General features: G+C 54.6%; 16 protein-coding genes. 7 read left to right on the plus strand and 9 right to left on the minus strand.

Going from position 1 to position 25,352, the window contains the following annotated elements; genetic code table 11:
* Positions 1–208: 208 nt before the first annotated feature.
* Entirely contained in the window at positions 209–1,405 is a 1,197-nt protein-coding gene (locus F3J29_RS02165) for a nicotinamide mononucleotide deamidase-related protein YfaY (RefSeq protein WP_166862640.1), read from the plus strand.
* A 3-nt stretch (positions 1,406–1,408) separates the two neighbouring features.
* Here F3J29_RS02165 and glpC read toward each other — a convergent pair whose 3' ends face one another.
* From glpC to glpA, 3 genes are read right to left on the minus strand one after another with little or no spacing between them, the layout of a single operon-like run.
* Entirely contained in the window at positions 1,409–2,611 is a 1,203-nt protein-coding gene (gene glpC / locus F3J29_RS02170) for an anaerobic glycerol-3-phosphate dehydrogenase subunit GlpC (protein ID WP_166862642.1), read from the minus strand.
* Entirely contained in the window at positions 2,598–3,863 is a 1,266-nt protein-coding gene (glpB, locus tag F3J29_RS02175) for a glycerol-3-phosphate dehydrogenase subunit GlpB (RefSeq protein ID WP_166862644.1), read from the minus strand. The genes glpC and glpB overlap by 14 nt, the downstream gene beginning before the upstream one ends.
* The gene (gene glpA / locus F3J29_RS02180; protein ID WP_166862646.1) at positions 3,860–5,470 is read right to left on the minus strand and encodes an anaerobic glycerol-3-phosphate dehydrogenase subunit A; all 1,611 of its coding nucleotides are present in this window, start codon (positions 5,468–5,470) and stop codon (positions 3,860–3,862) included. The genes glpB and glpA overlap by 4 nt, the downstream gene beginning before the upstream one ends.
* Positions 5,471–5,731: 261 nt before the next feature.
* On the opposite strand from glpA, the gene glpT reads away from it, so the two are divergent.
* Positions 5,732–7,084 (plus strand): glycerol-3-phosphate transporter, encoded by a 1,353-nt coding sequence (glpT, locus tag F3J29_RS02185; RefSeq protein WP_166862647.1) that lies wholly within the window; start codon positions 5,732–5,734, stop codon positions 7,082–7,084.
* Between the two features lie 10 nt (positions 7,085–7,094).
* A complete protein-coding gene (gene glpQ, locus F3J29_RS02190; protein ID WP_166862649.1) occupies positions 7,095–8,159 on the plus strand; it encodes a glycerophosphodiester phosphodiesterase in 1,065 nt (354 codons plus the stop codon).
* Positions 8,160–8,199: 40 nt separating this feature from the next.
* On the opposite strand, the gene yfaE is transcribed toward glpQ, so the two are convergent.
* The 4 genes from yfaE to ubiG all read right to left on the minus strand — a co-directional run bounded on the left by yfaE (position 8,200) and on the right by ubiG (position 13,004).
* Positions 8,200–8,454: a class I ribonucleotide reductase maintenance protein YfaE gene (gene yfaE, locus F3J29_RS02195; RefSeq protein WP_166862651.1), complete on the minus strand. Its 255-nt coding sequence runs from the start codon at positions 8,452–8,454 to the stop codon at positions 8,200–8,202.
* Between the two features lie 3 nt (positions 8,455–8,457).
* A complete protein-coding gene (gene nrdB / locus F3J29_RS02200) occupies positions 8,458–9,588 on the minus strand; it encodes a class Ia ribonucleoside-diphosphate reductase subunit beta (RefSeq protein WP_166862653.1) in 1,131 nt (376 codons plus the stop codon).
* 55 nt (positions 9,589–9,643) lie between these two features.
* On the minus strand, positions 9,644–11,929 hold the full coding sequence (gene nrdA, locus F3J29_RS02205; RefSeq protein WP_166862655.1) for a class 1a ribonucleoside-diphosphate reductase subunit alpha: 2,286 nt from the start codon (positions 11,927–11,929) through the stop codon (positions 9,644–9,646).
* Positions 11,930–12,284: 355 nt separating this feature from the next.
* Positions 12,285–13,004, minus strand: coding sequence for a bifunctional 2-polyprenyl-6-hydroxyphenol methylase/3-demethylubiquinol 3-O-methyltransferase UbiG (gene ubiG, locus F3J29_RS02210; RefSeq protein WP_166862657.1), 720 nt, complete (start codon positions 13,002–13,004; stop codon positions 12,285–12,287).
* 160 nt (positions 13,005–13,164) lie between these two features.
* Here ubiG and gyrA point away from each other — a divergent pair, with 160 nt between their 5' ends.
* Together gyrA and rcsC are read left to right on the plus strand one after the other, a co-directional pair.
* Positions 13,165–15,801, plus strand: coding sequence for a DNA topoisomerase (ATP-hydrolyzing) subunit A (gyrA, locus tag F3J29_RS02215; RefSeq protein ID WP_008459847.1), 2,637 nt, complete (start codon positions 13,165–13,167; stop codon positions 15,799–15,801).
* 124 nt (positions 15,802–15,925) lie between these two features.
* Positions 15,926–18,781, plus strand: coding sequence for a two-component system sensor histidine kinase RcsC (gene rcsC, locus F3J29_RS02220; RefSeq protein WP_166862659.1), 2,856 nt, complete (start codon positions 15,926–15,928; stop codon positions 18,779–18,781).
* A gap of 64 nt (positions 18,782–18,845) precedes the next feature.
* Here the strand turns inward: rcsC and rcsB are convergent, their stop codons facing one another.
* Positions 18,846–19,496 (minus strand): response regulator transcription factor RcsB, encoded by a 651-nt coding sequence (rcsB, locus tag F3J29_RS02225; RefSeq protein WP_166862661.1) that lies wholly within the window; start codon positions 19,494–19,496, stop codon positions 18,846–18,848.
* A gap of 16 nt (positions 19,497–19,512) precedes the next feature.
* A complete protein-coding gene (gene rcsD / locus F3J29_RS02230) occupies positions 19,513–22,176 on the minus strand; it encodes a phosphotransferase RcsD (protein ID WP_166862663.1) in 2,664 nt (887 codons plus the stop codon).
* Positions 22,177–23,014: 838 nt separating this feature from the next.
* Here rcsD and F3J29_RS02235 point away from each other — a divergent pair.
* Together F3J29_RS02235 and apbE are read left to right on the plus strand one after the other, a co-directional pair.
* On the plus strand, positions 23,015–24,112 hold the full coding sequence (locus F3J29_RS02235) for a porin OmpC (RefSeq protein ID WP_166862664.1): 1,098 nt from the start codon (positions 23,015–23,017) through the stop codon (positions 24,110–24,112).
* A 130-nt stretch (positions 24,113–24,242) separates the two neighbouring features.
* Positions 24,243–25,289 (plus strand): FAD:protein FMN transferase ApbE, encoded by a 1,047-nt coding sequence (gene apbE, locus F3J29_RS02240; RefSeq protein WP_166862665.1) that lies wholly within the window; start codon positions 24,243–24,245, stop codon positions 25,287–25,289.
* The last annotated feature ends 63 nt before the right edge of the window (positions 25,290–25,352 follow it).

Genomic DNA, 25,352 nt, shown 5'->3' on the forward strand with positions numbered 1-25,352 from the left:
GGAAAGAAGCGTGGTTTTTCCCTCTTTGTGGTGAGCAGCCGAAAATCAATGAATTGATTTTCCAGTTTTTTTGACGATCCCTTTGGCGTTTTATCTCTAACCAGCGGTTGGTCAGTAGTTTAAGCGCGGCTTTTAGCCGCGTTTTTTGTGTCTGCCGTTCTTTGGTGCCTGCGCTATAGTGGGGCGTTCCCCTGCTGCGGAGTAAAAAATGTTAAAAGTAGAAATGCTGTCCACCGGCGACGAAGTGCTGTATGGGCAAATTACCGATACCAATGCGGCCTGGCTTGCCGACTATTTCTTTCACCAGGGATTGCCCATGTCGCGCCGTAATACGGTTGGTGACAGCCTTCCAGACCTGGTTGCGGTGCTGAAAGAGCGTAGCCACGAAGCCGATGTGCTGATTGTTAACGGTGGCCTGGGGCCAACCAGCGATGATTTAAGCGCGCTGGCGGCGGCGACGGCAGCGGGCGTTGAGCTGGTTGAGCACGCGGAATGGTTAACCTATATGGAGCAGTTTTTTGCCGAGCGCGGGCGAGTGATGGCGCCCAGCAACCGCAAGCAGGCGCAAATTCCGGCTAACAGTGAAATGATCGACAATCCTGTGGGCACCGCCTGCGGGTTTGCATTGACCCTAAACCGCTGCCTGATGTTTTTCACTCCCGGCGTACCGTCAGAGTTTAAGGCTATGGTGGACAAACAAATCATGCCGCGGCTGCGTGAGCGTTTTACTCTCCCCGAGCCGCCTGTATGCCTGCGTTTAACGACTTTTGGGCGCTCCGAGAGCGAGCTGGCGCAGTGCCTTGATCCGCTGGCGCTGCCGGATGGCGTGGTGATGGGCTATCGTTCTTCTATGCCGATCATTGAGCTCAAACTGACCGGCCCGGCCAGCCAGCGTGACGCAATGGAGGCTGTCTGGCCGGAAGTTCGCCGCGTGGCGGGTGAAAGCCTGATTTTTGAGGGCACCGAAGGGCTTCCGGCACAAATAGCACGCCGCCTCGGCGAACGTTCACTGACGCTTGCCGTGAGCGAACAATTTACCGGGGGCCTGCTGGCGCTGCAGTTAAACCGGGCGCAGGCCGCGCTTCTGGGCAGCCGTGTTTTACCGCAGAAAGCTGAAACACTGGTCGATGCGTTAGCGTCCAGCGCAGAGTTGCGCCTGAATCAACAGAGCGATCTGGGCCTTGTCATTTCTGGCGAAGAAGAGCAGCAGATAAACTTTGCGCTCTCCACGCCAGGCGGTACTTTTGGCCTGGGCGTGAAGTTTGGTACCCGCCGCCACGCGCTGGCAATACGCCAGGAAGTCTGCGCCATGATGGCGCTGAACGTGCTGCGCCGCTGGTTCAACGGCCAGCCGCTGGAGAGCGATCATGGCTGGATTAAGGTCGTGGAGTCAGCCAGCCTCTAAACTTCAGGTGAGCGCCCGGGCCAGCAGCGTGATCGGGTGCTCGCAGCGTTTGCTGGTCGACATTTCTATCTGCCATTTACAGGTTTCGCAATCCGTCACCACCAGGTCTACGCCGCTCTCTTCTATCTGCTGAAACAGTGGCGCGCCGATACGCTGGGACGTTGGATAGTTCTCCTTTTTAAAACCATAGGTACCGGCAATGCCGCAGCACTGAGAGTCCAGCATCACCAGTTCCACGCCGGGAATGCGGCGCAGTAGCTCAATGGAATAGAGCGTCCAGCCCATTTTCTCCATATGGCAAGGCGTATGGTAAGCGATACGCAGCGGCGTGTTATTTAACGATAGCGTTCTGCCATCCTCTTCCAGCAGTTTCCAGATATAACGCGTGGCGAGTTCAACCTGCTCGCGAACCGGGGCCGTGTCGACGCCAAGAAGATGCGGATATTCATCGCGCAGCGTAAAGGTACAGGTTGACGAGGTTGCCACAACCGGCAGCCCGCGCTGTATCACGGCTTCTTCCAGCGAGCTGGCGTTTACCCTTGCCTGTTTTTTTGCTTTTTCGATAAAGCCGTTGGCGATAAGCGGCACGCCGCAGCATTTTTCTCTTTTCAGTAACTGGACGCCGACACCCATCGCGTTAAGCACTTTGACCATGTCTTTGCCGAGCTGCGGATGGTTGTAGTTCACGAAGCAGCCGTGGAAGAAAGCAACCTGCTGCGGGAAGCTTGCCTGGTGCGCCGCCTGGCGCCGATACCACTGGCGAAATGTGCCGAAGGAATATTTTGGCAACTCGCGGTGGGAATCAATTTTCAGGGTTTTATCCAGCAGCTTACGTACAGGCTTCATACCGGTAGTGGCGTTGATCAGCGGGGCGAAAGGCGTGGAGAGCGTACCGAGCAAATCCGTATGGCTGAGAATAGCATCACGCAGCGAAGGTTTATGTTCGCCATATTTGGCCCGCGCCCGCTGGATAATATCGCCAATTTTGACTTCGGACGGGCAGGAGACTTCGCAGCGCTTGCAGTTGGTGCAGTGCTTAAGCGCGTCGTCATACAGCGAGGGATCTTTCAGGCGCAGTCTTTCTCCGTCGGGCCCGGCCTGCTTTGGCCCCGGATATTCCGGGCGAACGCGGCTTACCGGGCAAGCCGTGGTGCAGACCGTGCATTTAATACAGCTTTCAAAGCTGGTTTCATCAAGCAGGTTCATGACAAGCCTCCGCGGCAACAAGGATTTGAGTGGCCACACAGAGCGCCGTGAGCATCGAAACGCCGGCTCCGCATCCCTGCTGAATAGGATCAAAGCCCCCCAGCACAGAGCCAATTGCGTAGAGGTTTTTGGTGCATTCCCCGTGGTGGGACGGCTGGAAATGGTTATTCACGGTGAGCCCAAACTGCAGCCACGGCTGCGGCGTAAAGAAATCAGCCTTACTCCAGGCTGCTCGCTCGGCCTGTATGTTTACGTCCAGACCGAAGATGGGCTCGGTGACGTGCTGCCGGCTAGCGTCCAGTCCGCCGCTGAAAAAGCTGCCGCTGGCCAGGATGACATGTCGGGTCCGCAGCGGCACTTCGCGGTGATTTTTGGTGAACAGGGCGTTGATACACCCTTGTTCAAGCTGAGCGCCGGTCACGGTATCTCCGGGCATGATAAGCCCGCCCAGGATCTGAAAGCGGCGGCGTAGGGCATTGTGTAGCCTCATCCCAAGGACTGAAGGCGGCAGCGTTGGTAGCAGTTTTACCGGCACACCGAGGGCCTGCTCAACGGCGGCCACCGTTCGGGCTTCCAGGCCAAGGCAGGCAGGCAGAATCATGGCCTCGCCGCTGCCCAGCAGCAGCCTGAGTTCATCCACCAGCGCCGGAAGGTTTTCCGGCAGATCCAGCACCCGGGCGATGTTCACGGCGCGAAACTCGCTGGGGTTGTTACGTAAGACATCCAGCACCGGCAGAGTAAGTTCGGCGACGTGAACGCCAGAGCCGGTGGCAGACAGTGAGCCAGACACCAGCTCCGCCTGAAAATCCAGGAAGCCAGCGATATTAATCACCGTCACTTTTTGCCAGGGCAACGGCGCCTGCGGCACTTCCGGGGGGCTGAGCCAGCTGGCTCTTTGCTTGCCCAGCGGCGTGATTCTGAGGTGATTCTGGCGGTGATGGCCCACCAGCGAAATATCTGCTCTGGTCAGCAGTTGCTCACTCTCTGCGGCGAGTGCCAGCACGTTTTCTTTGCCCATCAGGCTGTAGGGATGACGAGGGGCTTGCTCCGCCAGGTTTTCCAGCGCGGCCTCAGGGGTGTGAACGGGGGTGCCGTCCGGTAACGTTGAAAGCAAATCCAGCGAACCAGAGGAGAAATGCAGCGCGCTTTGCCCACGGCTGATGATGGCGCAGCGCTGGCCGCTTTCCGCCAGTTTTATGCCCGCTGTCAGCCCGGCCAGACCGCTGCCGATGATGATGGTGTCAAATTTCATCCCTGTTCTCCATTATCCAGACCGCATAGCCCCTGGTAAACCCAGGCGGTAAATTCGCTTTCCCGCAATGCATTTCCCCAGGCGACAGGGCGAACCCCCTTCCAGCGTTCGTTGAGGAAGTGGGAGAGCTGCTCCAGTGATTGTGCAGGCGTCGTGAGCTGAAAGCGTTGCAGGAGACCGGCTGCCCGGCAGGCGCACAGCTCGCCCTGGCAGGTGCCCATGCCCACGCGCGTTCTGCGGCGCAAATCTCCCAGGTTTTTGACGCCGAGGGCATCAATGGCATAGCGCACTTCGCCGGTGGTGACGGCTTCGCATTCGCACACCAGGCTGTTGCTGAGCCGGCTGTTATTGAGCAGCCGCGTGGCGCGGTCCCCGTGCCGCCAGACGGCGGAACCGCGAATAGTCGGCGGTAAGGAGATAACTTTGCCCAGCGTTTGCTCCGCGGTCTGTTCGGAGCCCGGTAACGGTGCCGAAGCCGTGGAGCAGGGCGTGGTATTCCCCAGTCGCTCGCAAACCAGGTCCGATGCCCACTCCGCCATCAGGCGGTAGGTCATCAGTTTCCCGCCGGTAATCGTGATAAAGCCGTCCATGCCGTCGCGTTTCGCGTGGTCCAGCAGAACAATTCCGCGGCTGACGCTGCGCCCGGTAGGATCGTTGTCGCTGGCAACCAGGGGGCGGACGCCAGCGTAGGCCCGAAGAATGCGGGTTCGGCCAAGCACTGGAGCCAGTTTTTCCCCTTCGCGAATCAACGTGTCCACTTCATCCGGCGTGACGCACATATTGTCGATTTGGTCGTAGTCGATATGCGTGGAGGTGGTGCCAATCAGCGAAATGGTATCGCCGGGGACCAAAATATCGGCGTCCGCCGGTTTACGGCAGCGGTTGATGACCATGTTGTTGATACGGTGGCCGAGGATCAGTAATGCGCCTTTGGCCGGGAACATTTTTACGCTGAGATCGGCGTATTCTGCGATGCGTTGCCCCCAGATGCCTGCCGCATTCACGACCATTGGCGCCCGGAACTCGCCTGCCTGTCGGGTAAGGTGGTTGAAGACGCGCACGCCGCAAACGCGTGAGCCTTCACGGATCAGCCCGACGATCTCGCAGCCTGTCAGCACTTCTGCCCCGTGCTCTTTAGCATCAAGCATGTTAGCGGCGGTGAGACGGAATGGGTCGACCGTGCCATCCGGGACACGAACCGCACCGATCAGCGATGGATTGGCTGACGGCTCCAGCCGCAATGCCTCTCGGGGATCCAACGCTTCTGCCGGAATACCGGCCCGGCGGCAGGCGGCGATGAATCCGCTTTGGAACGCCAAATCATCTTCTGGCAGGGTAATAAACAAACCGTCCGTGGGCTCGATACAGTGGCGGGCAATACGCCGCAGAATGCGGTTTTCTTCGATGCACTCTTTGGCGGATTCCCCGTCGGTGACCGCATAGCGTGAGCCGCTGTGAAGCAGGCCGTGGTTGCGACCGGTGGCACCCGTCGCGATGTCGTGACGCTCAAGCAGCAGCACTTTCAGCCCGCGGCGGGCGCAGTCTCGTGCTATCCCGGCGCCGGTCGCTCCTCCGCCGATGATGATCACGTCCGTTTCTCTGCTCACACGATGCTCCTTTGTCCCCTTTTTATTTACCGTTATTCAGCCACAAAGAAAGTGTGGAATGTTTGATTGCGAGCAAATTCGAGCAAAAAACGAAAATAATTAGTGAAACTATGCACCATTTCGCCTTTTTGTAATAAAAATGTAACATTGTGTGCGATGTTTCACAGTAAATACGCGCACAGATAACTACCATGCGCTCGCAAAAGAACATTTGGCAGGAGTCGTTTGCTCCCGCCGCAAATCCAGGCCACGGAGGCTCGTATGCTTAGTATCTTTAGACCTGCCGCGCATCAGGCGCGTTTGCCAAAGGAGCAGATAGATCCTGTCTATCGCCGCCTGCGCTGGCAAATCTTCATGGGCATCTTTTTTGGTTATGCCGCTTACTATCTGGTGAGGAAAAACTTTACCCTTGCGATGCCGTATCTGGTGGAGCAGGGCTTCTCCCGAGGAGACCTGGGCTTTGCGCTTTCCGGGATATCGATCGCCTACGGATTTTCGAAATTCATCATGGGATCGGTTTCTGACCGCTCGAATCCGCGCGTATTTCTTCCCGCCGGGCTGATTCTTGCCGCGGCCGTGATGCTGTTTATGGGCTTTGTGCCGTGGGCCACGTCCAGCATTGCGATCATGTTTGTGCTGCTATTCGCCTGTGGCTGGTTCCAGGGCATGGGATGGCCGCCGTGCGGGCGCACCATGGTGCACTGGTGGTCGCAGAAGGAGCGTGGGGGCATTGTTTCCGTCTGGAACTGCGCCCATAACGTCGGGGGCGGTCTTCCTCCGCTGCTGTTCCTGCTGGGGATGGCGTGGTTTAACGACTGGCATGCGGCGCTGTATATGCCTGCTTTTGCCGCCATTCTTGTGGCAATTATTGCTTTTGGCTTAATGCGCGACACGCCTCAATCCTGCGGCCTGCCGCCGATTGAAGAGTACAAAAATGACTACCCGGACGATTACAGCGAGAAAGCGGAAGAAGAGCTGACGGCTAAGCAGATCTTCATGAAGTACGTCTTCCCTAACCGCCTGCTGTGGTACATCGCCATTGCTAACGTGTTTGTCTATTTGCTGCGTTACGGCATCCTGGACTGGTCGCCAACTTACCTGAAAGAAGTGAAACACTTCGCGCTGGATAAATCCTCGTGGGCCTACTTCCTTTATGAATATGCGGGTATTCCCGGCACGCTGCTGTGTGGCTGGATGTCGGATAAGGTGTTTAAAGGTAACCGCGGTGCGACAGGCGTGTTCTTCATGGTGCTGGTGACGATTGCCACCGTGGTTTACTGGCTAAACCCGCCGGGTAATCCGGGCGTGGATATGGCCTGTATGATTGTTATCGGCTTCCTGATTTATGGCCCGGTAATGCTGATTGGCCTGCATGCGCTTGAGCTGGCTCCTAAGAAAGCGGCAGGGACAGCAGCAGGCTTTACCGGTCTGTTTGGTTATCTGGGGGGCTCGGTCGCGGCCAGCGCAATTGTCGGCTACACCGTGGACTTCTTCGGCTGGGACGGCGGCTTTATCGTGATGATTGGCGGCAGTATTTTGGCCGTGCTGTTGCTGATTGTGGTGATGATTGGCGAGCGCAGACACCACGATGAAAAAATGCTGAAAAACGGCTAAGGAGAACACCATGAAACTGATGGCAAAATCTTTCCTGGCGGGCGTGGTGCTGGTGGCAACCAGCAGCGTCTTCGCCCAGACGGCGGACAAAATTGTGATTGCCCACCGGGGGGCCAGCGGCTATCTGCCAGAACACACGCTGCCGGCGAAGGCGATGGCCTATGCCCAGGGCGCGGATTACCTTGAGCAAGACCTGGTGATGACCAAAGACGACAGGCTGGTGGTGCTGCATGACCACTATCTGGACAGGGTGACCGACGTCGCGAAGCGCTTCCCGGATCGGGCGCGTAAAGACGGGCGCTACTACGCCATCGATTTTACGCTGGCGGAAATCAAGTCCCTGAAGTTTACCGAGGGCTTCGACATCGTTAACGGCAAGCAGGTGCAGACCTATCCGGGCCGTTTCCCGATGGGCAAATCCGACTTCCGCGTGCACACCTTTGAAGAAGAGATCGAGTTTGTTCAGGGGCTGAACCATTCCACCGGGAAAAACATCGGTATCTATCCTGAGATAAAAGCGCCGTGGTTCCACCATCAGGAAGGCAAGGATATTGCGACAAAAACCCTCGAGGTGCTGAAGCAGTACGGCTATACCAGCAAGCAGGATAAGGTCTATCTTCAGTGCTTTGACGCCGCCGAGCTGAAGCGCATTAAAAACGAGCTTGAGCCGAAGATGGGCATGAACCTTAACCTGGTGCAGCTTATCGCCTATACCGACTGGAATGAGACTCAGGAAAAACGGCCGGACGGCAAGTGGGTAAACTACAGCTACGACTGGATGTTTAAGCCTGGCGCGATGAAGCAGATTGCTCTGTATGCCGACGGCATTGGCCCGGACTACCATATGCTGGTGGAGAAGGCGTCAACCAAAGGGAACGTGAAGCTCACCGATATGGTGACCGAAGCGCACGCCAGTAAACTGACCGTGCATCCTTATACGGTAAGGGCTGATGCGCTGCCGGACTACGTGAGCGATGTGAATCAGCTGTACGACGTGCTGTATAACCAGGCGGGCGTAGATGGGCTGTTTACGGACTTCCCGGATAAAGCCGTGCGGTTTCTTAATAAACCGTAGTCGTTAATAAAAAAGGCCGCATTTGCGGCCTTTTTCACAACTACATCTCGAGTTCGATATCTCCCCGCGCCTTACAGCAGCAGGGGAGAATTTCACCGGGCTGGATAAACGCCAGCGGCTCGGTCAGCCACTGTACTTCCCCCGCCAGCAGCCGGGTGCGGCAGGAGCCGCAATAGCCTTCCCGGCACTGATACTCTACGCAGACTTTATGTGACTCCAGCGCCGCCAGCAGCGAAGGGTGTTCTTCTTCGCTCATCAACTGCGCGCCGGTAATGCTGAGCGTAATGCGGCCCATTGTTTACAGCTGGAAGTTGCTCAGATCGTCGGTATCGACTTCCGAGTCAATCTGGCCCACCAGGTAGGAGCTAACTTCCACTTCCTGCGGCGCAACCTGTACGTTGTCGGACACCAGCCACGCGTTGATCCATGGAATCGGGTTGGAGCGAGTCTGGAACGGCAGATCAAGGCCCACGGCCTGCATGCGGATGTTGGTGATGTACTCCACATACTGGCAGAGGATGTCTTTGTTCATCCCAATCATCGAGCCGTCACGGAACAGGTACTCGGCCCACTCTTTTTCCTGCTGGGCGGCCAGCACGAACAGATCGTAGCATTCCTGGCGGCATTCAACGGCGATTTCCGCCATTTCCGGATCGTCTTCACCGCTGCGCATCAGGTTCAGCATATGCTGGGTACCGGTCAGGTGCAGGGCTTCGTCACGGGCGATCAGCTTGATGATTTTGGCGTTACCTTCCATCAGCTCGCGCTCGGCGAAGGCGAAGGAACAGGCGAAGCTCACATAGAAGCGGATAGCTTCCAGGGCGTTAACGCTCATCAGGCACAGGTACAGCTGTCTTTTCAGCGCGCGCAGGTTCACGGTGACGGTTTTGCCGTTCACGTTGTGCGTGCCTTCGCCGAGCAGGTGCCAGTAGCTGGTCATCTCAATCAGATCGTCGTAGTAGCCAGAGATATCTTTGGCACGCTTGAGGATTTCCTGATTGGTCACGATATCGTCAAAGACGATAGCCGGATCGTTGACGATATTGCGGATGATGTGGGTGTAAGAACGAGAGTGAATCGTCTCGCTAAACGCCCAGGTTTCGACCCAGGTTTCCAGCTCAGGAATGGAGATCAGCGGCAGCAGCGCGACGTTCGGGCTGCGCCCCTGGATGGAATCCAGCAGCGTCTGATACTTCAGGTTGCTGATGAAGATGTGTTTCTCATGCTCCGGCAGCGCCTGGAAGTCGATGCGATCGCGGGAGACGTCCACTTCTTCCGGGCGCCAGAAGAAGGAGAGCTGCTTTTCAATCAGCTTTTCAAAGATGTCATATTTCTGTTGGTCGTAGCGCGCCACGTTAACCGACTGGCCAAAGAACATAGGCTCGGCGAGCTGATCGTTTTTCGTCTGTGAAAAAGTAGTGTAAGCCATGAGGTTAAATCCTGTAATACGTCGGAAAAATCCCCTCGTAAGAGGGGATTAAGCGTTAAATCTTACATGCGCCGCTTTCGCAGCCATCGTCCTGGATGGAAGGCGCCAGGTCATCCTGAGTGTCTTCCGCGCCGTCACGGGTGTTTTGATAGTACAGGGTCTTCACGCCGAATTTATAGGCGGTGAGCAGATCCTTCAGCAACTGCTGCATTGGCACTTTGCCTGACGGGAAGCGCGTTGGGTCGTAGTTGGTGTTGGCAGAGATCGACTGGTCGATAAACTTCTGCATCAGGCCAACCAGCTGCAGATAGCCGTCGTTGCCCGGCATTTCCCACAGCAGCTCGTAGTTGTTTTTCAGCGCTTCATAATCCGGCACAACCTGACGCAGGATCCCGTCTTTCGACGCTTTAATACTGATGTGGCCGCGCGGCGGCTCAATGCCGTTGGTGGCGTTGGAGATCTGCGAAGAGGTCTCGGACGGCATCAGGGCAGAAAGCGTGGAGTTACGCAGGCCGTGAGTTTGGATGGACTCACGCAGGCCTTCCCAGTCCAGATGCAGAGGCTCGTTACTGATCGCATCCAGGTCTTTCTTATAGGTGTCGATTGGCAGGATGCCTTTCGCGTAGGTGGTTTCGTTGAACCACGGGCAGGCACCTTGCTCTTTCGCCAGTTCATTTGACGCTTTCAGCAGGTAGTACTGAATGGCTTCGAAAGTCTTGTGCGTCAGGTTGTTTGCGCTGCCGTCGGAGTATCGTACGCCGTGCTTCGCCAGATAATAGGCAAAGTTAATCACGCCGATACCCAGGGTACGACGGCCCATCGCGCCGCGTTTTGCCGCCAGAATCGGGTAATCCTGGTAGTCGAGCAGGGCGTCCAGTGCACGCACGGCCAGCACCGCCATCTCTTCCAGATCGTCCAGGCTGTTAATCACGCCAAGGTTGAACGCGGACAGCGTACACAGGGCGATTTCGCCGTTTTCGTCGTTAACGTCGTCCAGAGGTTTGGTCGGCAGGGCGATTTCCAGGCACAGGTTGGACTGGCGCACCGGAGCGATCGCCGGATCAAACGGGCTGTGGGTGTTGCAATGGTCAACGTTCTGGATGTAGATACGGCCGGTGGAAGCGCGCTCCTGCATCATCAGGGAGAACAGATCCACCGCTTTGACGCGCTGTTTGCGGATGCTGTCGTCTTTTTCGTATTTGGTGTACAGGCGCTCAAATTCGTCCTGGTCGGCGAAGAAGGCGTCGTACAGCCCTGGCACGTCAGACGGGCTGAACAGGGTGATCTCTTCGCCTTTTAGCAGGCGGGTGTACATCAGCTTGTTGATCTGTACGCCGTAGTCCATGTGTCGCACGCGGTTGCCTTCCACGCCGCGGTTGTTTTTCAGCACCAGCAGGCTTTCTACTTCCAGGTGCCACATCGGGTAGAACAGCGTCGCTGCCCCGCCGCGCACGCCGCCCTGGGAGCAGGACTTCACCGCAGTCTGGAAGTGTTTATAGAATGGAATACAGCCCGTGTGGAACGCTTCACCGCCGCGAATCGGGCTGCCCAGCGCACGAATGCGGCCGGCGTTGATGCCGATACCTGCGCGCTGGGAAACGTATTTCACGATTGCGCTGGAGGTAGCGTTAATGGAATCCAGGCTGTCGCCGCATTCGATCAGTACGCAGGAGCTGAACTGACGGGTCGGGGTGCGCACGCCGGACATAATTGGCGTAGGCAGGGAAATCTTGAAGGTGGAAACCGCGTCGTAGAAACGTTTCACGTAGCTGAGGCGAGTTTCACGCGGGTAGCCGGAGAACAGGCAGGCGGCGACCAAAATATAGAGGAACTGCGCGCTTTCGTAGATCTCACCGGAAACGCGGTTCTGCACGAGGTATTTACCTTCGAGCTGCTTCACCGCCGCGTAAGAGAAGTTCATGTCACGCCAGTGATCGATGAAATCGTTCATCTGCTCGAACTCTTCTTCCGTGTAGTCTTCCAGCAGGTGACGATCGTATTTGCCCATCTCAACCATTTTCACAACCTGATCGTAAAGCTTCGGCGGCTCGAACTGGCCGTAGGCTTTTTTACGCAGGTGGAAAATCGCCAGGCGTGCGGCGAGATACTGATAATCCGGGGCGTCACGGGAGATCAGGTCCGCGGCTGCCTTGATGATGGTTTCATGAATGTCAGAGGTCTTGATGCCGTCGTAAAACTGGATATGGGAACGCAGTTCAACCTGGGAAACGGAGACGTTGTTCAGACCCTCAGCGGCCCAGTCGAGTACCCGATGAATTTTATCCAGATTGATGCGCTCTTTGCTGCCATCGCGTTTTGTAACCAGCAGACTCTGATTCATGTGAGTTTTACCTGTCCGTGAGATGAGTTTTCCCCTGATTTATACACATCCGCCAGCCTGTGACTAACTCTGTGGATAAATACTATATATAGGGGGTGGGTGACAAAATGGTCACTAGATGGTGAGTATTCTAGTAAGGAATCCGTTCAGTACAAGTATTGATTTCGACGCTAAAATGAGGTTCGGCGAGGGACTTTTTTCGTAAGTCCACGTCACATAAGGCTTGAGGGAATTGTCAATGGGATGCAAAAAAAATGAAAATTTTGATCGGGTGCTGATTTCTTAAACTTCACCGATAATTGCGCAACGGTTCTGGCGCAATTATCGATAATCAATTCTTATACGATATGCCGATTTACGCTTCAGTATGCAGCATATAATTAACATCTACCCCAGGGCCCAGCTTGAATGCGTTGGTGATTGGGTTGAAATGTAGTCCGGTCATGTGGCGTTCACGCAGCGGGGTTTCATCCACCCAGCGTAAGAGTTCGGCGGGCTTGATAAACTTTTTAACATCGTGCGTGCCTTTCGGCACCATGCGCATCACATACTCTGCGCCGACGACGGCCATCAGCCAGGCTTTGCCATTGCGGTTAATGGTAGAGAAGAAGACGTGGCCGCCGGGTTTGACTAAACGCGCGCAGGCGTGAACCACAGATTGTGGGTCAGGTACGTGCTCCAGCATTTCCATACAGGTTACGACGTCGTACTGCCCGGCGTGTTTGCTCGCGTGTTCTTCAACCGTCTCCTGGACATAGTCCACCTTAACGCCGCTTTCCAGTGCGTGAAGGCGAGCCACCTGCAGCGGTTCAAAGCCCATATCCAGGCCGGTGACGTTGGCACCTTCACGAGCCATGCTTTCCGCCAGAATACCGCCGCCGCAGCCAACGTCGAGCACGGTTTTGCCGAACAGCCCACCGGCGCGCTGGTTGATATAGCCCAAACGCAGCGGGTTGATGCGGTGCAGCGGCTTAAATTCACCTTCCAGATCCCACCAGCGGGAAGCGACAGCTTCAAATTTGGCGATTTCCTCGTGGTCGACGTTCTGCATAACCGGTTGGTTTTCAGCATTCATTACAGCGGTGACTCCTTGCAGATGTTAAGGCTGGCAGTATATCAGGCTAACGGCGTGAATAAAGCGCCGACAATTGCGTTGAGGTTTCCCCACACAGGGCCGGATGTGTTATAATTTGCGACCTTTGAATCCGGGAAAACAGTAGAGGGATAGCGGTTACATGAGCGACCTTGCCAGAGAAATTACGCCGGTCAACATTGAGGAAGAGCTAAAGAGCTCGTATCTGGATTATGCGATGTCGGTTATTGTCGGCCGCGCACTGCCAGATGTCCGCGATGGACTTAAGCCGGTACACCGTCGCGTGCTTTACGCGATGAACGTATTGGGCAATGACTGGAACAAAGCATACAAAAAATCCGCCCGTGTTGTTGGTGACGTTATCGGTAAATATCACCCTCATGGTGATACCGCGGTTTATGACACCATCGTCCGTATGGCACAGCCATTTTCCCTGCGTTACATGCTGGTCGACGGCCAGGGTAACTTCGGTTCCGTAGACGGCGACTCCGCCGCGGCGATGCGTTATACGGAAATCCGTATGTCGAAAATCGCCCACGAGCTGATGGCCGACCTGGAAAAAGAGACGGTTGATTTCGTCGATAACTACGACGGCACCGAAAAAATTCCAGATGTCATGCCAACCAAAATCCCTAACCTGCTGGTAAACGGTTCATCCGGTATCGCAGTCGGGATGGCGACGAACATTCCGCCGCACAACATTACTGAAGTGATTAACGGCTGCCTCGCCTATATTGAAGACGAGAACATCAGCGTTGAAGGGCTGATGGAGCACATCCCAGGCCCGGATTTCCCGACCGCCGCTATCATTAACGGCCGCCGCGGTATTGAAGAAGCGTATCGTACCGGCCGCGGTAAAATTTATATTCGCGCCCGTGCTGAAGTAGAAGCGGACGCGAAGACCGGCCGTGAGACCATCATCGTTCACGAAATTCCGTATCAGGTGAACAAAGCTCGCCTGATCGAGAAAATCGCCGAGCTGGTGAAAGACAAACGCGTGGAAGGCATCAGCGCCCTGCGCGATGAGTCTGATAAAGACGGTATGCGCATTGTTATTGAGATTAAACGCGACGCCGTGGGCGAAGTGGTGCTCAATAATCTGTATTCCCAGACGCAGCTGCAGGTTTCCTTCGGTATTAACATGGTGGCATTGCACCATGGTCAGCCGAAGATCATGACCCTGAAAGAGATCCTGTCTGCGTTCGTGCGCCACCGCCGCGAAGTGGTGACCCGTCGTACCATCTTCGAATTGCGCAAAGCCCGCGATCGTGCCCACATCCTTGAAGGTCTGGCGATCGCCCTGGCGAACATCGACCCGATCATTGAACTTATCCGTAACTCGCCAAATGCTGCCGAAGCGAAAGCGAGCCTGGTGGCCCGTTCTTGGGACTTGGGCAACGTTTCTGCCATGCTTGAGCGCGCGGGCGACGATGCCGCGCGTCCTGAGTGGCTGGAGCCAGAGTTTGGCATCCGCGACGGTAAATATTTCCTCACCGAGCAGCAGGCTCAGGCGATTCTGGATCTGCGTCTGCAGAAACTGACCGGCCTTGAGCACGAAAAACTGCTCGACGAGTATAAAGAGCTGCTGGAGCAGATCGCTGAATTACTGCACATCCTGGGCAGCGCAGAGCGCCTGATGGAAGTGATTCGCGAAGAGCTGGAAGCGATGCGCGACCAGTTCGGCGATAATCGTCGCACCGAGATCACCGCCAATACCGCCGATATCAATATTGAAGATCTGATCAACCAGGAAGATGTGGTGGTCACCCTGTCTCACCAGGGCTATGTGAAGTATCAGCCGCTGACCGATTATGAAGCGCAGCGCCGCGGCGGCAAAGGCAAGTCGGCCGCCCGTATTAAGGAAGAAGACTTTATTGACCGCCTGCTGGTGGCCAACACCCACGATACGATCCTGCTGTTCTCCAGCCGTGGTCGCCTGTACTGGATGAAGGTTTATCAGCTGCCGGAAGCGAGCCGTGGCGCGCGTGGCCGTCCAATTGTGAACCTGCTGCCGCTGGAGCAGGACGAGCGTATTACCGCGATTCTGCCGGTGCGCGAGTACGCAGAAGGGATCAACGTGTTCATGGCGACCGCAAGCGGTACCGTGAAGAAAACTGCGCTGACCGACTTCAGCCGTCCGCGTTCAGCGGGCATCATCGCCGTTAACCTTAACGAGGGTGACGAGCTGATTGGCGTTGATTTAACCAACGGTAGCGACGAAGCCATGCTGTTCTCGGCTGCAGGTAAAGTGGTGCGCTTCAAAGAAGACGCCGTTCGTACCATGGGCCGTACCGCAACGGGCGTTCGCGGGATCAAGCTTGCCGGTGACGACAAAGTGGTGTCTCTGATCATTCCTCGCGGCGACGGTGCGATTCTGACCGTCACCCAGAATGGTTACGGGAAACGCACCGCGGCGGCCGAGTATCCAACCAAGTCTCGTGCAACGCAGGGCGTTATCTCCATCAAAGTCACCGAACGTAACGGCAGCGTCGTTGGGGCGGTGCAGGTGGAAGATACCGATCAGATCATGATGATCACCGATGCCGGTACGCTGGTGCGTACCCGTGTGTCTGAAGTCAGCGTGGTCGGGCGTAACACCCAGGGCGTTATTCTCATCCGTACTGCGGAAGACGAAAGCGTTGTGGGCCTGCAGCGCGTCGCCGAACCTGTGGATGACGAAGAGCTGGATAGCATCGACGGTAGCGTAGCGGAAGGGGACGATGATATCGCGCCTGAAGCGGATACCGATGATGATGTTGCCGACGAAGCGGACGAATAATCCGGAATAGTCGTAAATAAAGGGTCGCTTTGGCGGCCCTTTTTGTTTGCCGTTGCGGGACAAAGGTTTTGCGGCTACCTTAAGCGCATCTCCGTTCACTCGCTCGTGTACTTTCAGGCCCAATTTGAAATACTTCGTCTCTTTTCGCAGCACCCTTAAAATTTCGCGCTACCTGTTCAGGGCGCTGGCGCTTCTGCTCTGGCTGCTTATCGCGCTGTTTTCCGTGTTTTACATCGTCAACGCGCTGCATGATAAAGAGTCGGAGATTCGTCAGGAGTTTAACATCAGCTTTGACCAGGCCCAGCGCTACATCCAGCGCACTTCGGACGTGGTGAAAGAGCTGAAGTATATTGCTGAAAATCGCCTCACGGCGCCCAATGGCGTGCTTCCTCCGCTCGATCAAAGCGCGGATAAAACCGAGGCGCCGACGTTTATGCCGCTCTTCCCGGACTCTGACTGTTCGGCAGTGAGCGTGACCTGGCGAAGCTCGCTGCAGTCTCTCTCCTGGTTCCTGCGCTACTGGCGCGATAACTTCTCCGCTGCGTACGATCTTAACCGGGTGTTCCTGATTGGCGGCGATAATCTTTGCATGGCAGATTTTGGGCTGCGTGATATGCCGCTGGAGCGGGAAAACGCGCTGAAAACGTTGCATGAACGTATCATGAAGTATCGCACTGCTCCGCAGGATGAAAGGGCTAACAGCATTTACTGGATTGGGCAGGGGCCGCGCCCAGGCATTGGCTATTTCTACACGCTGACGCCGGTTTACCTGGCCAACCGCCTCCAGGCCCTGCTGGGGATTGAGCAAACGGTGCGCATGGAGAACTTCCTGACGCCGGGCACGCTGCCTATTGGCGTCACTATTCTGGATGAAAACGGGCACCCGCTGATATCGCTGACCGGCCCGGAATCGCGCATTGAACCGGAAAGTCGCTGGATTCAGGATCGCTCCTGGTTCGGCTATACCTCTGGCTTTAAGGCGCTGGTACTAAAGAAAAACCTGCCGCCGTCCTCGCTGAGCGTGATTTACTCTGTGCCTGTCGATCTGGTGCTGGAAAGCATCAGAATGCTTATCCTCAATGCGGTTTTACTCAACGTCCTGGTGGCCATTGTGCTGTTTACCCTGGCGCGAATGTATGAGCGCCGGATCTTTATTCCGGCCGAAAGCGATGCCCAGCGGCTGGAGGAGCACGAGCAGTTCAACCGGAAGATCGTCGCGTCTGCGCCCGTGGGTATCTGTATTTTGCGTACCCAGGACGGCACAAATATTCTGAGTAACGAGCTGGCACACAATTACCTCAATATGCTGACGCACGAAGACAGGCAGCGGCTGACGCAGATTATCTGCGGCCAGCAGGTCAATTTTGTCGATGTGATGACCAGCAACCACACCAATCTGCAGATCAGCTTTGTGCATTCGCGCTATCGCAATGAGAACGTGGCAATTTGCGTGCTGGTTGACGTTAGCGCCCGCGTGAAGATGGAGGAGTCCCTGCAGGAGATGGCTCAGGCCTCGGAGCAGGCAAGCCAGTCTAAATCGATGTTCCTCGCCACCGTCAGCCACGAACTGCGTACGCCGCTGTACGGCATTATCGGTAACCTCGATCTCCTGCAGACTAAAGAGCTGCCGAAGGGCGTGGACAGACTGGTCACGGCGATGAACAACTCATCTAGCCTACTGCTGAAAATCATCAGCGACATCCTCGACTTCTCGAAAATTGAATCAGAGCAGTTGAAGATTGAGCCGCGTGAGTTTTCTCCCCGCGAGGTGATGAGCCACATTACCGCCAACTACCTGCCGCTGGTGGTTCGCAAGCAATTGGGGCTGTACTGCTTTATCGACGATGATGTGCCGTTAACGCTGCAGGGCGATCCCATGCGGCTGCAGCAGGTTATCTCCAACTTGCTGAGTAATGCGATTAAGTTCACCGATATTGGCTGTATTATCCTGCATGTTTCGATCAACGGTGATTACCTGAGCTTCCGGGTGCGCGACACCGGGGTAGGGATCCCGGCCAAAGAAGTGACCCGGCTTTTTGACCCGTTCTTCCAGGTCGGAACCGGCGTGCAGCGTAATTTCCAGGGAACCGGGCTGGGGCTGGCGATTTGTGAAAAGCTTATCAGCATGATGGACGGCGATATCTCGGTGGATACCGAGTCGGGAATGGGCAGTCAGTTTACGGTGCGTATTCCGCTGTATAAAGCGCAGTTTGCGCCGAAGAATAATGTTGAAGGGCTGGCGGAAAAGCGCTGCTGGCTGGCTATTCGCAATGATTATCTCAGCAGTTACCTGGAATCTTTGCTGATCAAAAACGGACTACAGGCGCAATCCTGGTCGGGTGAAACGCCGGGCAGCGACGATATCCTGATTACCGATGATAATCTGGCGGCGCCGTGGGGCGGCAGGGCGGCGATCGTCTTCTGCCGCCGCCATATCGGTATTCCCGTTGAATTTGAACCCGGCTGTTGGGTACACAGCGTCGCAGCGCCACACGAGCTGCTGCCGCTGCTGGGACGGATATACAGCATCACCGTTGATGTGCCTGGCAGTAACCCGGGGCTGACCGCAGCCAGCGAGATAAGCGAGCGCAACGATGACATGATGATTCTGGTGGTGGATGACCATCCGATCAACCGTCGCCTGTTGGCGGATCAGCTCGGTTCGCTCGGCTATCAGTGCAAAACGGCGAATGACGGGATCGATGCGCTGAACGTGCTCAGCAAAAATCATATTGATATCGTACTCAGCGACGTCAACATGCCGAATATGGACGGCTATCGCCTGACGCAGCGCATTCGCCAGCTGGGGCTGACGCTGCCGGTCATCGGCGTGACGGCAAACGCACTGGCGGAAGAGAAGCAGCGCTGTCTGGAATCCGGTATGGACAGCTGCCTGTCTAAGCCGGTCACGCTGGATGTGATTAAGCAGACGCTGGCGGTTTATGCTGCCCGGGTGCGAAGTACGCGCGATGCCTCGTAAACTAAGCGCATAAAAAAGCCCCGCATGAAAATGCGGGGCTTTTTCTTGGTGGCCGTGGCGGAGATTATTCTTTGTCCGCCGGCGTCAGGCTCACTGAGGAAAGGTAATTCAGCAGGGCAATGTCGTTCTCCACGCCCAGCTTCATCATCGCTGATTTCTTTTGGCTACTGATGGTTTTGATGCTGCGGTTCAGCTTACGGGCTATCTCAGTCACCAGGAAGCCTTCGGCGAACAGGCGGAGGACTTCGCTTTCCTTCGGCGACAGGCGCTTATCGCCATAGCCACCTGCGCTGATTTTTTCCAGCAGGCGAGAAACGCTCTCAGGGGTGAATTTCTTGCCTTTCTGCAACGCGGCAAGCGCTTTAGGCAGATCGGTTGGGGCACCCTGTTTTAACACAATCCCTTCAATGTCCAGATCCAACACGGCGCTAAGAATAGCCGGGTTGTTGTTCATGGTCAGCACGATGATCGACAGGTTAGGGAAGTGACGCTTAATGTATTTAATCAGCGTGATGCCGTCCCCGTATTTGTCGCCGGGCATGGACAGATCGGTGATCAGAACATTGGCATCAAGCTTTGGTAAGTTATTGATAAGTGCCGTGGAGTCTTCGAATTCACCGACAACATTCACCCATTCGATCTGCTCAAGAGATTTGCGAATGCCGAACAGAACAATTGGATGGTCGTCAGCAATAATTACGTTCATGTTGTTCATGTAATAGGCTACCTTGCTACAGCAGACTTTTGACGTAAGCATCAATGTCGCTGATATATTTTTGTATGTTTGGAGCATCACTTTCACGAATGTGGTGCTCCAAGGTTTCACATAACTGTTTGCCGGGCACCAGATTCAGCATCGCAAACACGCCCTTCAGGCGGTGCGCAGTCTGCGCCAGAGCGGCAAAGTCGCCCGCTTCAGATTCAGTATACAGTCTGGTGACATCTTCCGGTACCGTGTCGACAAACAGCGCGTAATAACCGCTGGCATGCAGCTGAGCGTTTTCGTCGCCGCCCAGAGGCGAATCCGGTGTGCCTTCTTCCGCCAGTTGGTTTTCAATCAGCTGCAGAACGGCGTCCTGCATCGCATTGCTGATATTAAAGTTTACCCTGAACTGGCCAGGTGCAATCTTCCGCATTCCGTTTTCATCATCGCTTAAAAGCAAGCCCGAAGCAGTAAGATTAGACGGATTATCAGTGAGGAAGATATCAAAGTCTTGACTCGCGAGTCTTTCGTCCGGGGAAATGCAGTTTGCGCCCCAGTTTTCCAGCATTCGGGTCACAATCGTCCGAACTTCGTTGGAGGTGATATCCAGCATCGCTACAACGTCATCCAGCAGTCTTTCATCCCGCGAATCTGCCTGGGGCTCGGCGGCCATTCTGATGTGTAAATTATAGCGTGTGCCGATGTCCGGGCGCGTTTTGATGTTCAGATGCCCGCCTAGCTTACGAGCAAGGCGATCGCAAAGGTAGAAAGCCAGTCCGTTGGCCTGCCCATAGCGATCTTCGCTGGTTTCGTTGAGGAACGGGAAATGCAGGTTATCAATTTCGCCGCCGCCAATGCCGTTACCGGTGTCCAGAACGCGGAACAATAAGCGATCTGGCCCGGCTTCTTCCTCGCTGATATCAAGCGTAATTTTGCCAATCTGCGTAGTGGTCACGGAATAGTGCAACAGCAGCTCAAGGATTTTGCGCAGCACGTCTTTGTCGCCATGGCGTTTCTCATCGGCCGGCAAATTGTTGTTGATAAGTAGCTGTAGCCCTTTGCGCTTGATAATCGGCAGCATCGACAGGACAACTTCATCAATCAGGGACTGAATAGAAAACTCGCTGACGCTGGTTTTCCAGCTGTCGGCTTCCAGCATGTTGAGGAGCTGGATCTCATCGACCAGGCGAACAATGACCTGGGCATCGTTTGCAAGCTGCAGATGTTTACTGTCGTTAATTTCTGCGGCATGTTCTGCCAGTTGCTTCACTGGAAGCTGCAGGGCTTCGCCGATGTGCTGCATAAAGGCGGCCCGGCCCTGCTGATTTTTCTCATAAAGGCGCTGGGCCTGTTTGAGTTTTTTGTTCACCAGAATTTCGCGATCCTGATCGCGGATCACAAAAATCTGCGTGCGCGGCGCTATCTGGCTGCGGAACTGGCGAATCTCATACAGCTCGTTATTGACCGTGGCCTGAATGACTCCCTGATGCTGGTCCGCCATCGAAATAATATTTTGCAAATTCAGGTGAGGGAGCAGGTGATCGGCAATTTTATTGCTGATCACGGTACGGTTCGCGTCGAGGTCGTGAACCAGCAGACCAAGGGGCAGGATCGCCACAATCTCTTCATTTAGCGCACGCAGTATTTGCAGTTCGCCATTTCCCGGATTGCTTTCAGCCTGTCGCTGAGGCTGCTGGCGGAAGGTTGCAAAGCCAAACACGGCCAGACCAAGTAGCGCGATGTTCAGCAGCAGCGGCAGAAGAATATTTTGCAGCGTATCCATCATCAGCGTCCCAAACGGGACTTGCCACACCAGTTGGAGCTGCGTGGTCGCTACCGGCGCAGTAATTTCAATTCGGGCGCTATTAAAGTTAATGCTAACGCTGTCCGGATCGTCCTTATCCGTTGAGGTCGCCGCGGCTGTCCGCTGGCGTTCGTCAGGATCCAGCTGGAAGCTGTCCAGTGACATAGTGGGCGGGATAAGATCGTTAATCGGCAGATCGAAGGCGACCACGGTTGCCAGATGCCCTGGCTGGTTAAACGTAGTTCTCAGCGTGAAATAATGGCCGTTTTGCCAGTTAAGTTTGCGCAGAGGTGAGAAACTTTCCCGCTCATCGAGGGCATTAGCCTGCTGCAGCATCTCCGCGCGGCGTGAATCCACGATGGTACCGACGCCAGCGTCTTTAAAACCAGATGACAGATCCTTGAGCGGCAGGGTTGAGACCAGAATCATGCTGTTGTCCTGGCCGTTAAGGTAGTACATCGACCACGGGCTACTTTCGGCCCCCCACAGCGTGTCCAGGTAGCCGGATATCCGCTGCGTCATTTCCAGCGTGGAGCTGTCATGGGAGCCAAAAATCAGCGCCTCGGTTTTGCTTCGTGGTTTATCGAGGTAATAGACGTCCTGACGCAGCCGGGTTTCCTGGAGGTTTTCGCCAGAGGCTGCCGGGGCAGTCGCGATGTTGTCATAGATTTGCCATGTTGCGTAACGGTAGGTTTCTACACGCTTGTGCAAAGCATGGGTGATGTCGACAATCTGGTAGCTTTTGTCCTTTAGCCAGGCATTAACTGCGCTTTGCACCAGCACGCCCATCGAAACGAGCAGAACGACGATCAGCAGCAAAAAGAAGCGGGTAATGTTGCCGGGGAACAGTGAGAACTTATTTAGCGGCGTATTTTCAGACTGGCTCATTGTATGTATGCAACCCGGCGAAGCCTCGCCAATCCTGGATGATAGGTAGCCCAACTGCTTGAGTGAGCCGTTTCGCCTTAGCGTTTTAGCGCTTGCAGGTGCTAAGAATACCTTTATATGGCGGTGTCGTCAGCAATCTGACCGCAGTATAAGGTGTTCTCTGTTTTTTTTCAGGTGACTGATTATTAGGAAAAATCCTTAAATAATAATTTACCTTAAGTCTTGTTGGCAATTTGTACAGCCGGGCGAGATTTGTACAAATATTCGCTGAGGGTATGTTAGGCGTGGGAAATAGAATTGTTTAAGAAAAATCCGCATTCTGTATGAAATATGGAGAAAAAAAGCAGACTGATTAATTAACAGACGTTACAAATTGCATGGCTAGCACACAGATATTAAATTTGTGTAAAGATGAGTAAAAAAAAACCGGATGCAAGCATCCGGTACTAATAGGGGTAAACGGACATTCAGATTCGAATGACGGTAATAAATAAAGTTAATGATGATAGCGATAATGATTCTATCGCCTAAGTTAATAAAAAAATTATCATTGAGTGCTACTTTTTTATTTTGGATGTAACTAATTGATTTAATTGTGCTGTTATTATTTTTTGATTATTAATGCTTATATTTTTAGCTATTCGTGCTAAAAAAAGTTCCCTCTAATTTACATTTTGATACATCTATATTGATGAATGAAACATCTATATAGTTTTCGTATCATATTCTCGTTGGATTATTCAGTATTTGTTTTGGACAATGAATTTGCCGACTGATTAGAGGGTTAATCAGTAAGCAGTGGTAAATAAAATAAGGCATATAACAGAGGGTTAATAAGATGAAAGTTAAAGCACTGTCCCTTCTGGTACCGGCTCTGCTGGTAGCAGGCGCTGCAAATGCAGCCGAAATTTACAACAAAGACGGCAATAAATTAGACCTGTACGGTAAAGTTGATGGTCTGCACTATTTCTCCAACGATAAAACCGCTGATGGCGACCAGACCTATGTTCGCTTTGGCTTCAAGGGCGAAACCCAGATCAACGACCAGCTGACCGGTTACGGCCAGTGGGAATACAACGTTCAGGCGAACAACACTGAAAACTCCAGCAACCAATCCTGGACTCGTCTGGGCTTTGCTGGTCTGAAGTTCGGTGACGCAGGTTCTTTCGACTACGGTCGTAACTACGGCGTTGTTTACGACGTGACTTCCTGGACCGACGTTCTGCCAGAATTCGGTGGCGATACCTACGGTTCTGATAACTTCATGCAGTCTCGTGCTAACGGCGTGGCAACCTACCGTAACACTGACTTCTTCGGTCTGGTTGATGGCCTGAACTTTGCTCTGCAGTATCAGGGTAAAAACGGCAGCGCCAGCGGCGAAGGTCAAACCAACAACGGTCGTGGCCTTCTGCGTCAGAACGGTGACGGCTTCGGTGGTTCTGTAACTTACGCCCTGGGTGAAGGTTTCAGCCTGGGTTCAGCAATTTCCAGCTCTAAACGTACTACCGATCAGAATGCTGCTGGCGTACTGGGTCACGGTGATGACGCAACCACCTACACCGGTGGCCTGAAATACGACGCGAACAACATCTACCTGGCTACTCAGTACACCCAGACCTACAACGCAACCCGCGCTGGCAGCCTGGGCTTTGCTAACAAAGCACAGAACTTCGAAGTTGTAGCCCAGTACCAGTTCGACTTCGGTCTGCGTCCATCCGTGGCTTACCTGCAGTCTAAAGGCAAAGACCTGGAAAACGGCTACGGCGACCAGGATCTGCTGAAATATGTTGATGTGGGCGCGACCTACTACTTCAACAAAAACATGTCCACCTACGTTGACTACAAAATCAACCTGCTGGACAAAAATACCTTCACTCAGAATGCGGGCATCGGTACCGATGACGTTGTGGGTGTAGGCCTGGTTTATCAGTTCTAATCCTGTTAAAGCAGATAAAGGCGCCGCAAGGCGCCTTTTTTATGTCTCAAACCTCAATGGCTCGCCGCTTGCTCTCTTTCCAGGTCGCTTTTGCTGTACCCTTACGCTCCCGAAACTGGAGACTGACACCATGGATTTACGCATTATTCGTCACGGCTGGCTTGCCGTCGCTCTTTTCGCTCTCTCAGGCTGCGATAACGCTCAGCCTGACGCCACAAAGGCCATGGTGCTTGAGGGGAAAACCATGGGAACTTACTGGCGCGTGAGCCTGGCGGACGTTGATGATGCACAGAAAGCCTCGCTGAAGAGAAAAATTCAGGATCAGCTCGATGCCGACGATCGGCTAATGTCCACCTGGAAAAAAGACTCGGCGCTTTCCCTTTTTAATCAGTCCACCAGCACCGATCCGTATCCGGTGAGTGAGGCGATGAGTGATATTGTCACGATGTCGCTGCGCATCGGTGCGAAAACCGACGGAGCGATGGATATTACGGTCGGGCCGTTGGTCAATTTGTGGGGTTTCGGACCCGATAAACAGCCTCTGCACACGCCGAATCAGGCACAAATTGATGCTGCTAAAGCTTTAACGGGCTTGCAGCACCTGAAGGTCGTGAATGCGGCCGGTAAGCAGTGGCTACAAAAGGATCTTCCCGGGTTGTATGTCGATCTGTCGACGATTGGTGAGGGTTACGCTGCCGATCATCTGGCCCGTCTGATGGAGCAAAATGGCATTAGCCGCTATCTTGTTTCTGTCGGGGGCGCGGTCACGACTCGCGGCGCTAATCCGGCGGGACAAGCCTGGCGGGTAGCTATCCAGAAACCGACCGATCGGGAGAACGCCGTGCAGGCAATGGTGGATATCAACGGTCACGGGATCAGTACCTCCGGCAGTTACCGCAACTATTATGAGCTGGACGGCAAGCGTATTTCCCACATCATTAACCCCCAGACCGGGTGGCCTATCGAACATAAATTAGTTTCCGCTACCGTCATTGCACCAACGGCAATGGAAGCGGACGGTTGGGACACGGGGCTAATGGTGCTTGGGGAAGAAAAAGCCAAACAGGTTGCGGAGAAAGAAGGCCTGGCCGTTTACCTTATCAGCAAAGAAGGGGACGGGTTCCGAAGCTGGATGTCACCACAGTTCAAAACCTTCTTACTTGACGAAAAAAATTAAAAAGCAAGAATCCGAGTTTTTCATCCGGCCCGCGCAGCCATGATGGTATCGTTATAGTAAGCA

It is taken from the genome of Enterobacter sp. Cy-643 (genome assembly GCF_011752815.1).
Classification (GTDB): domain Bacteria; phylum Pseudomonadota; class Gammaproteobacteria; order Enterobacterales; family Enterobacteriaceae; genus Cedecea.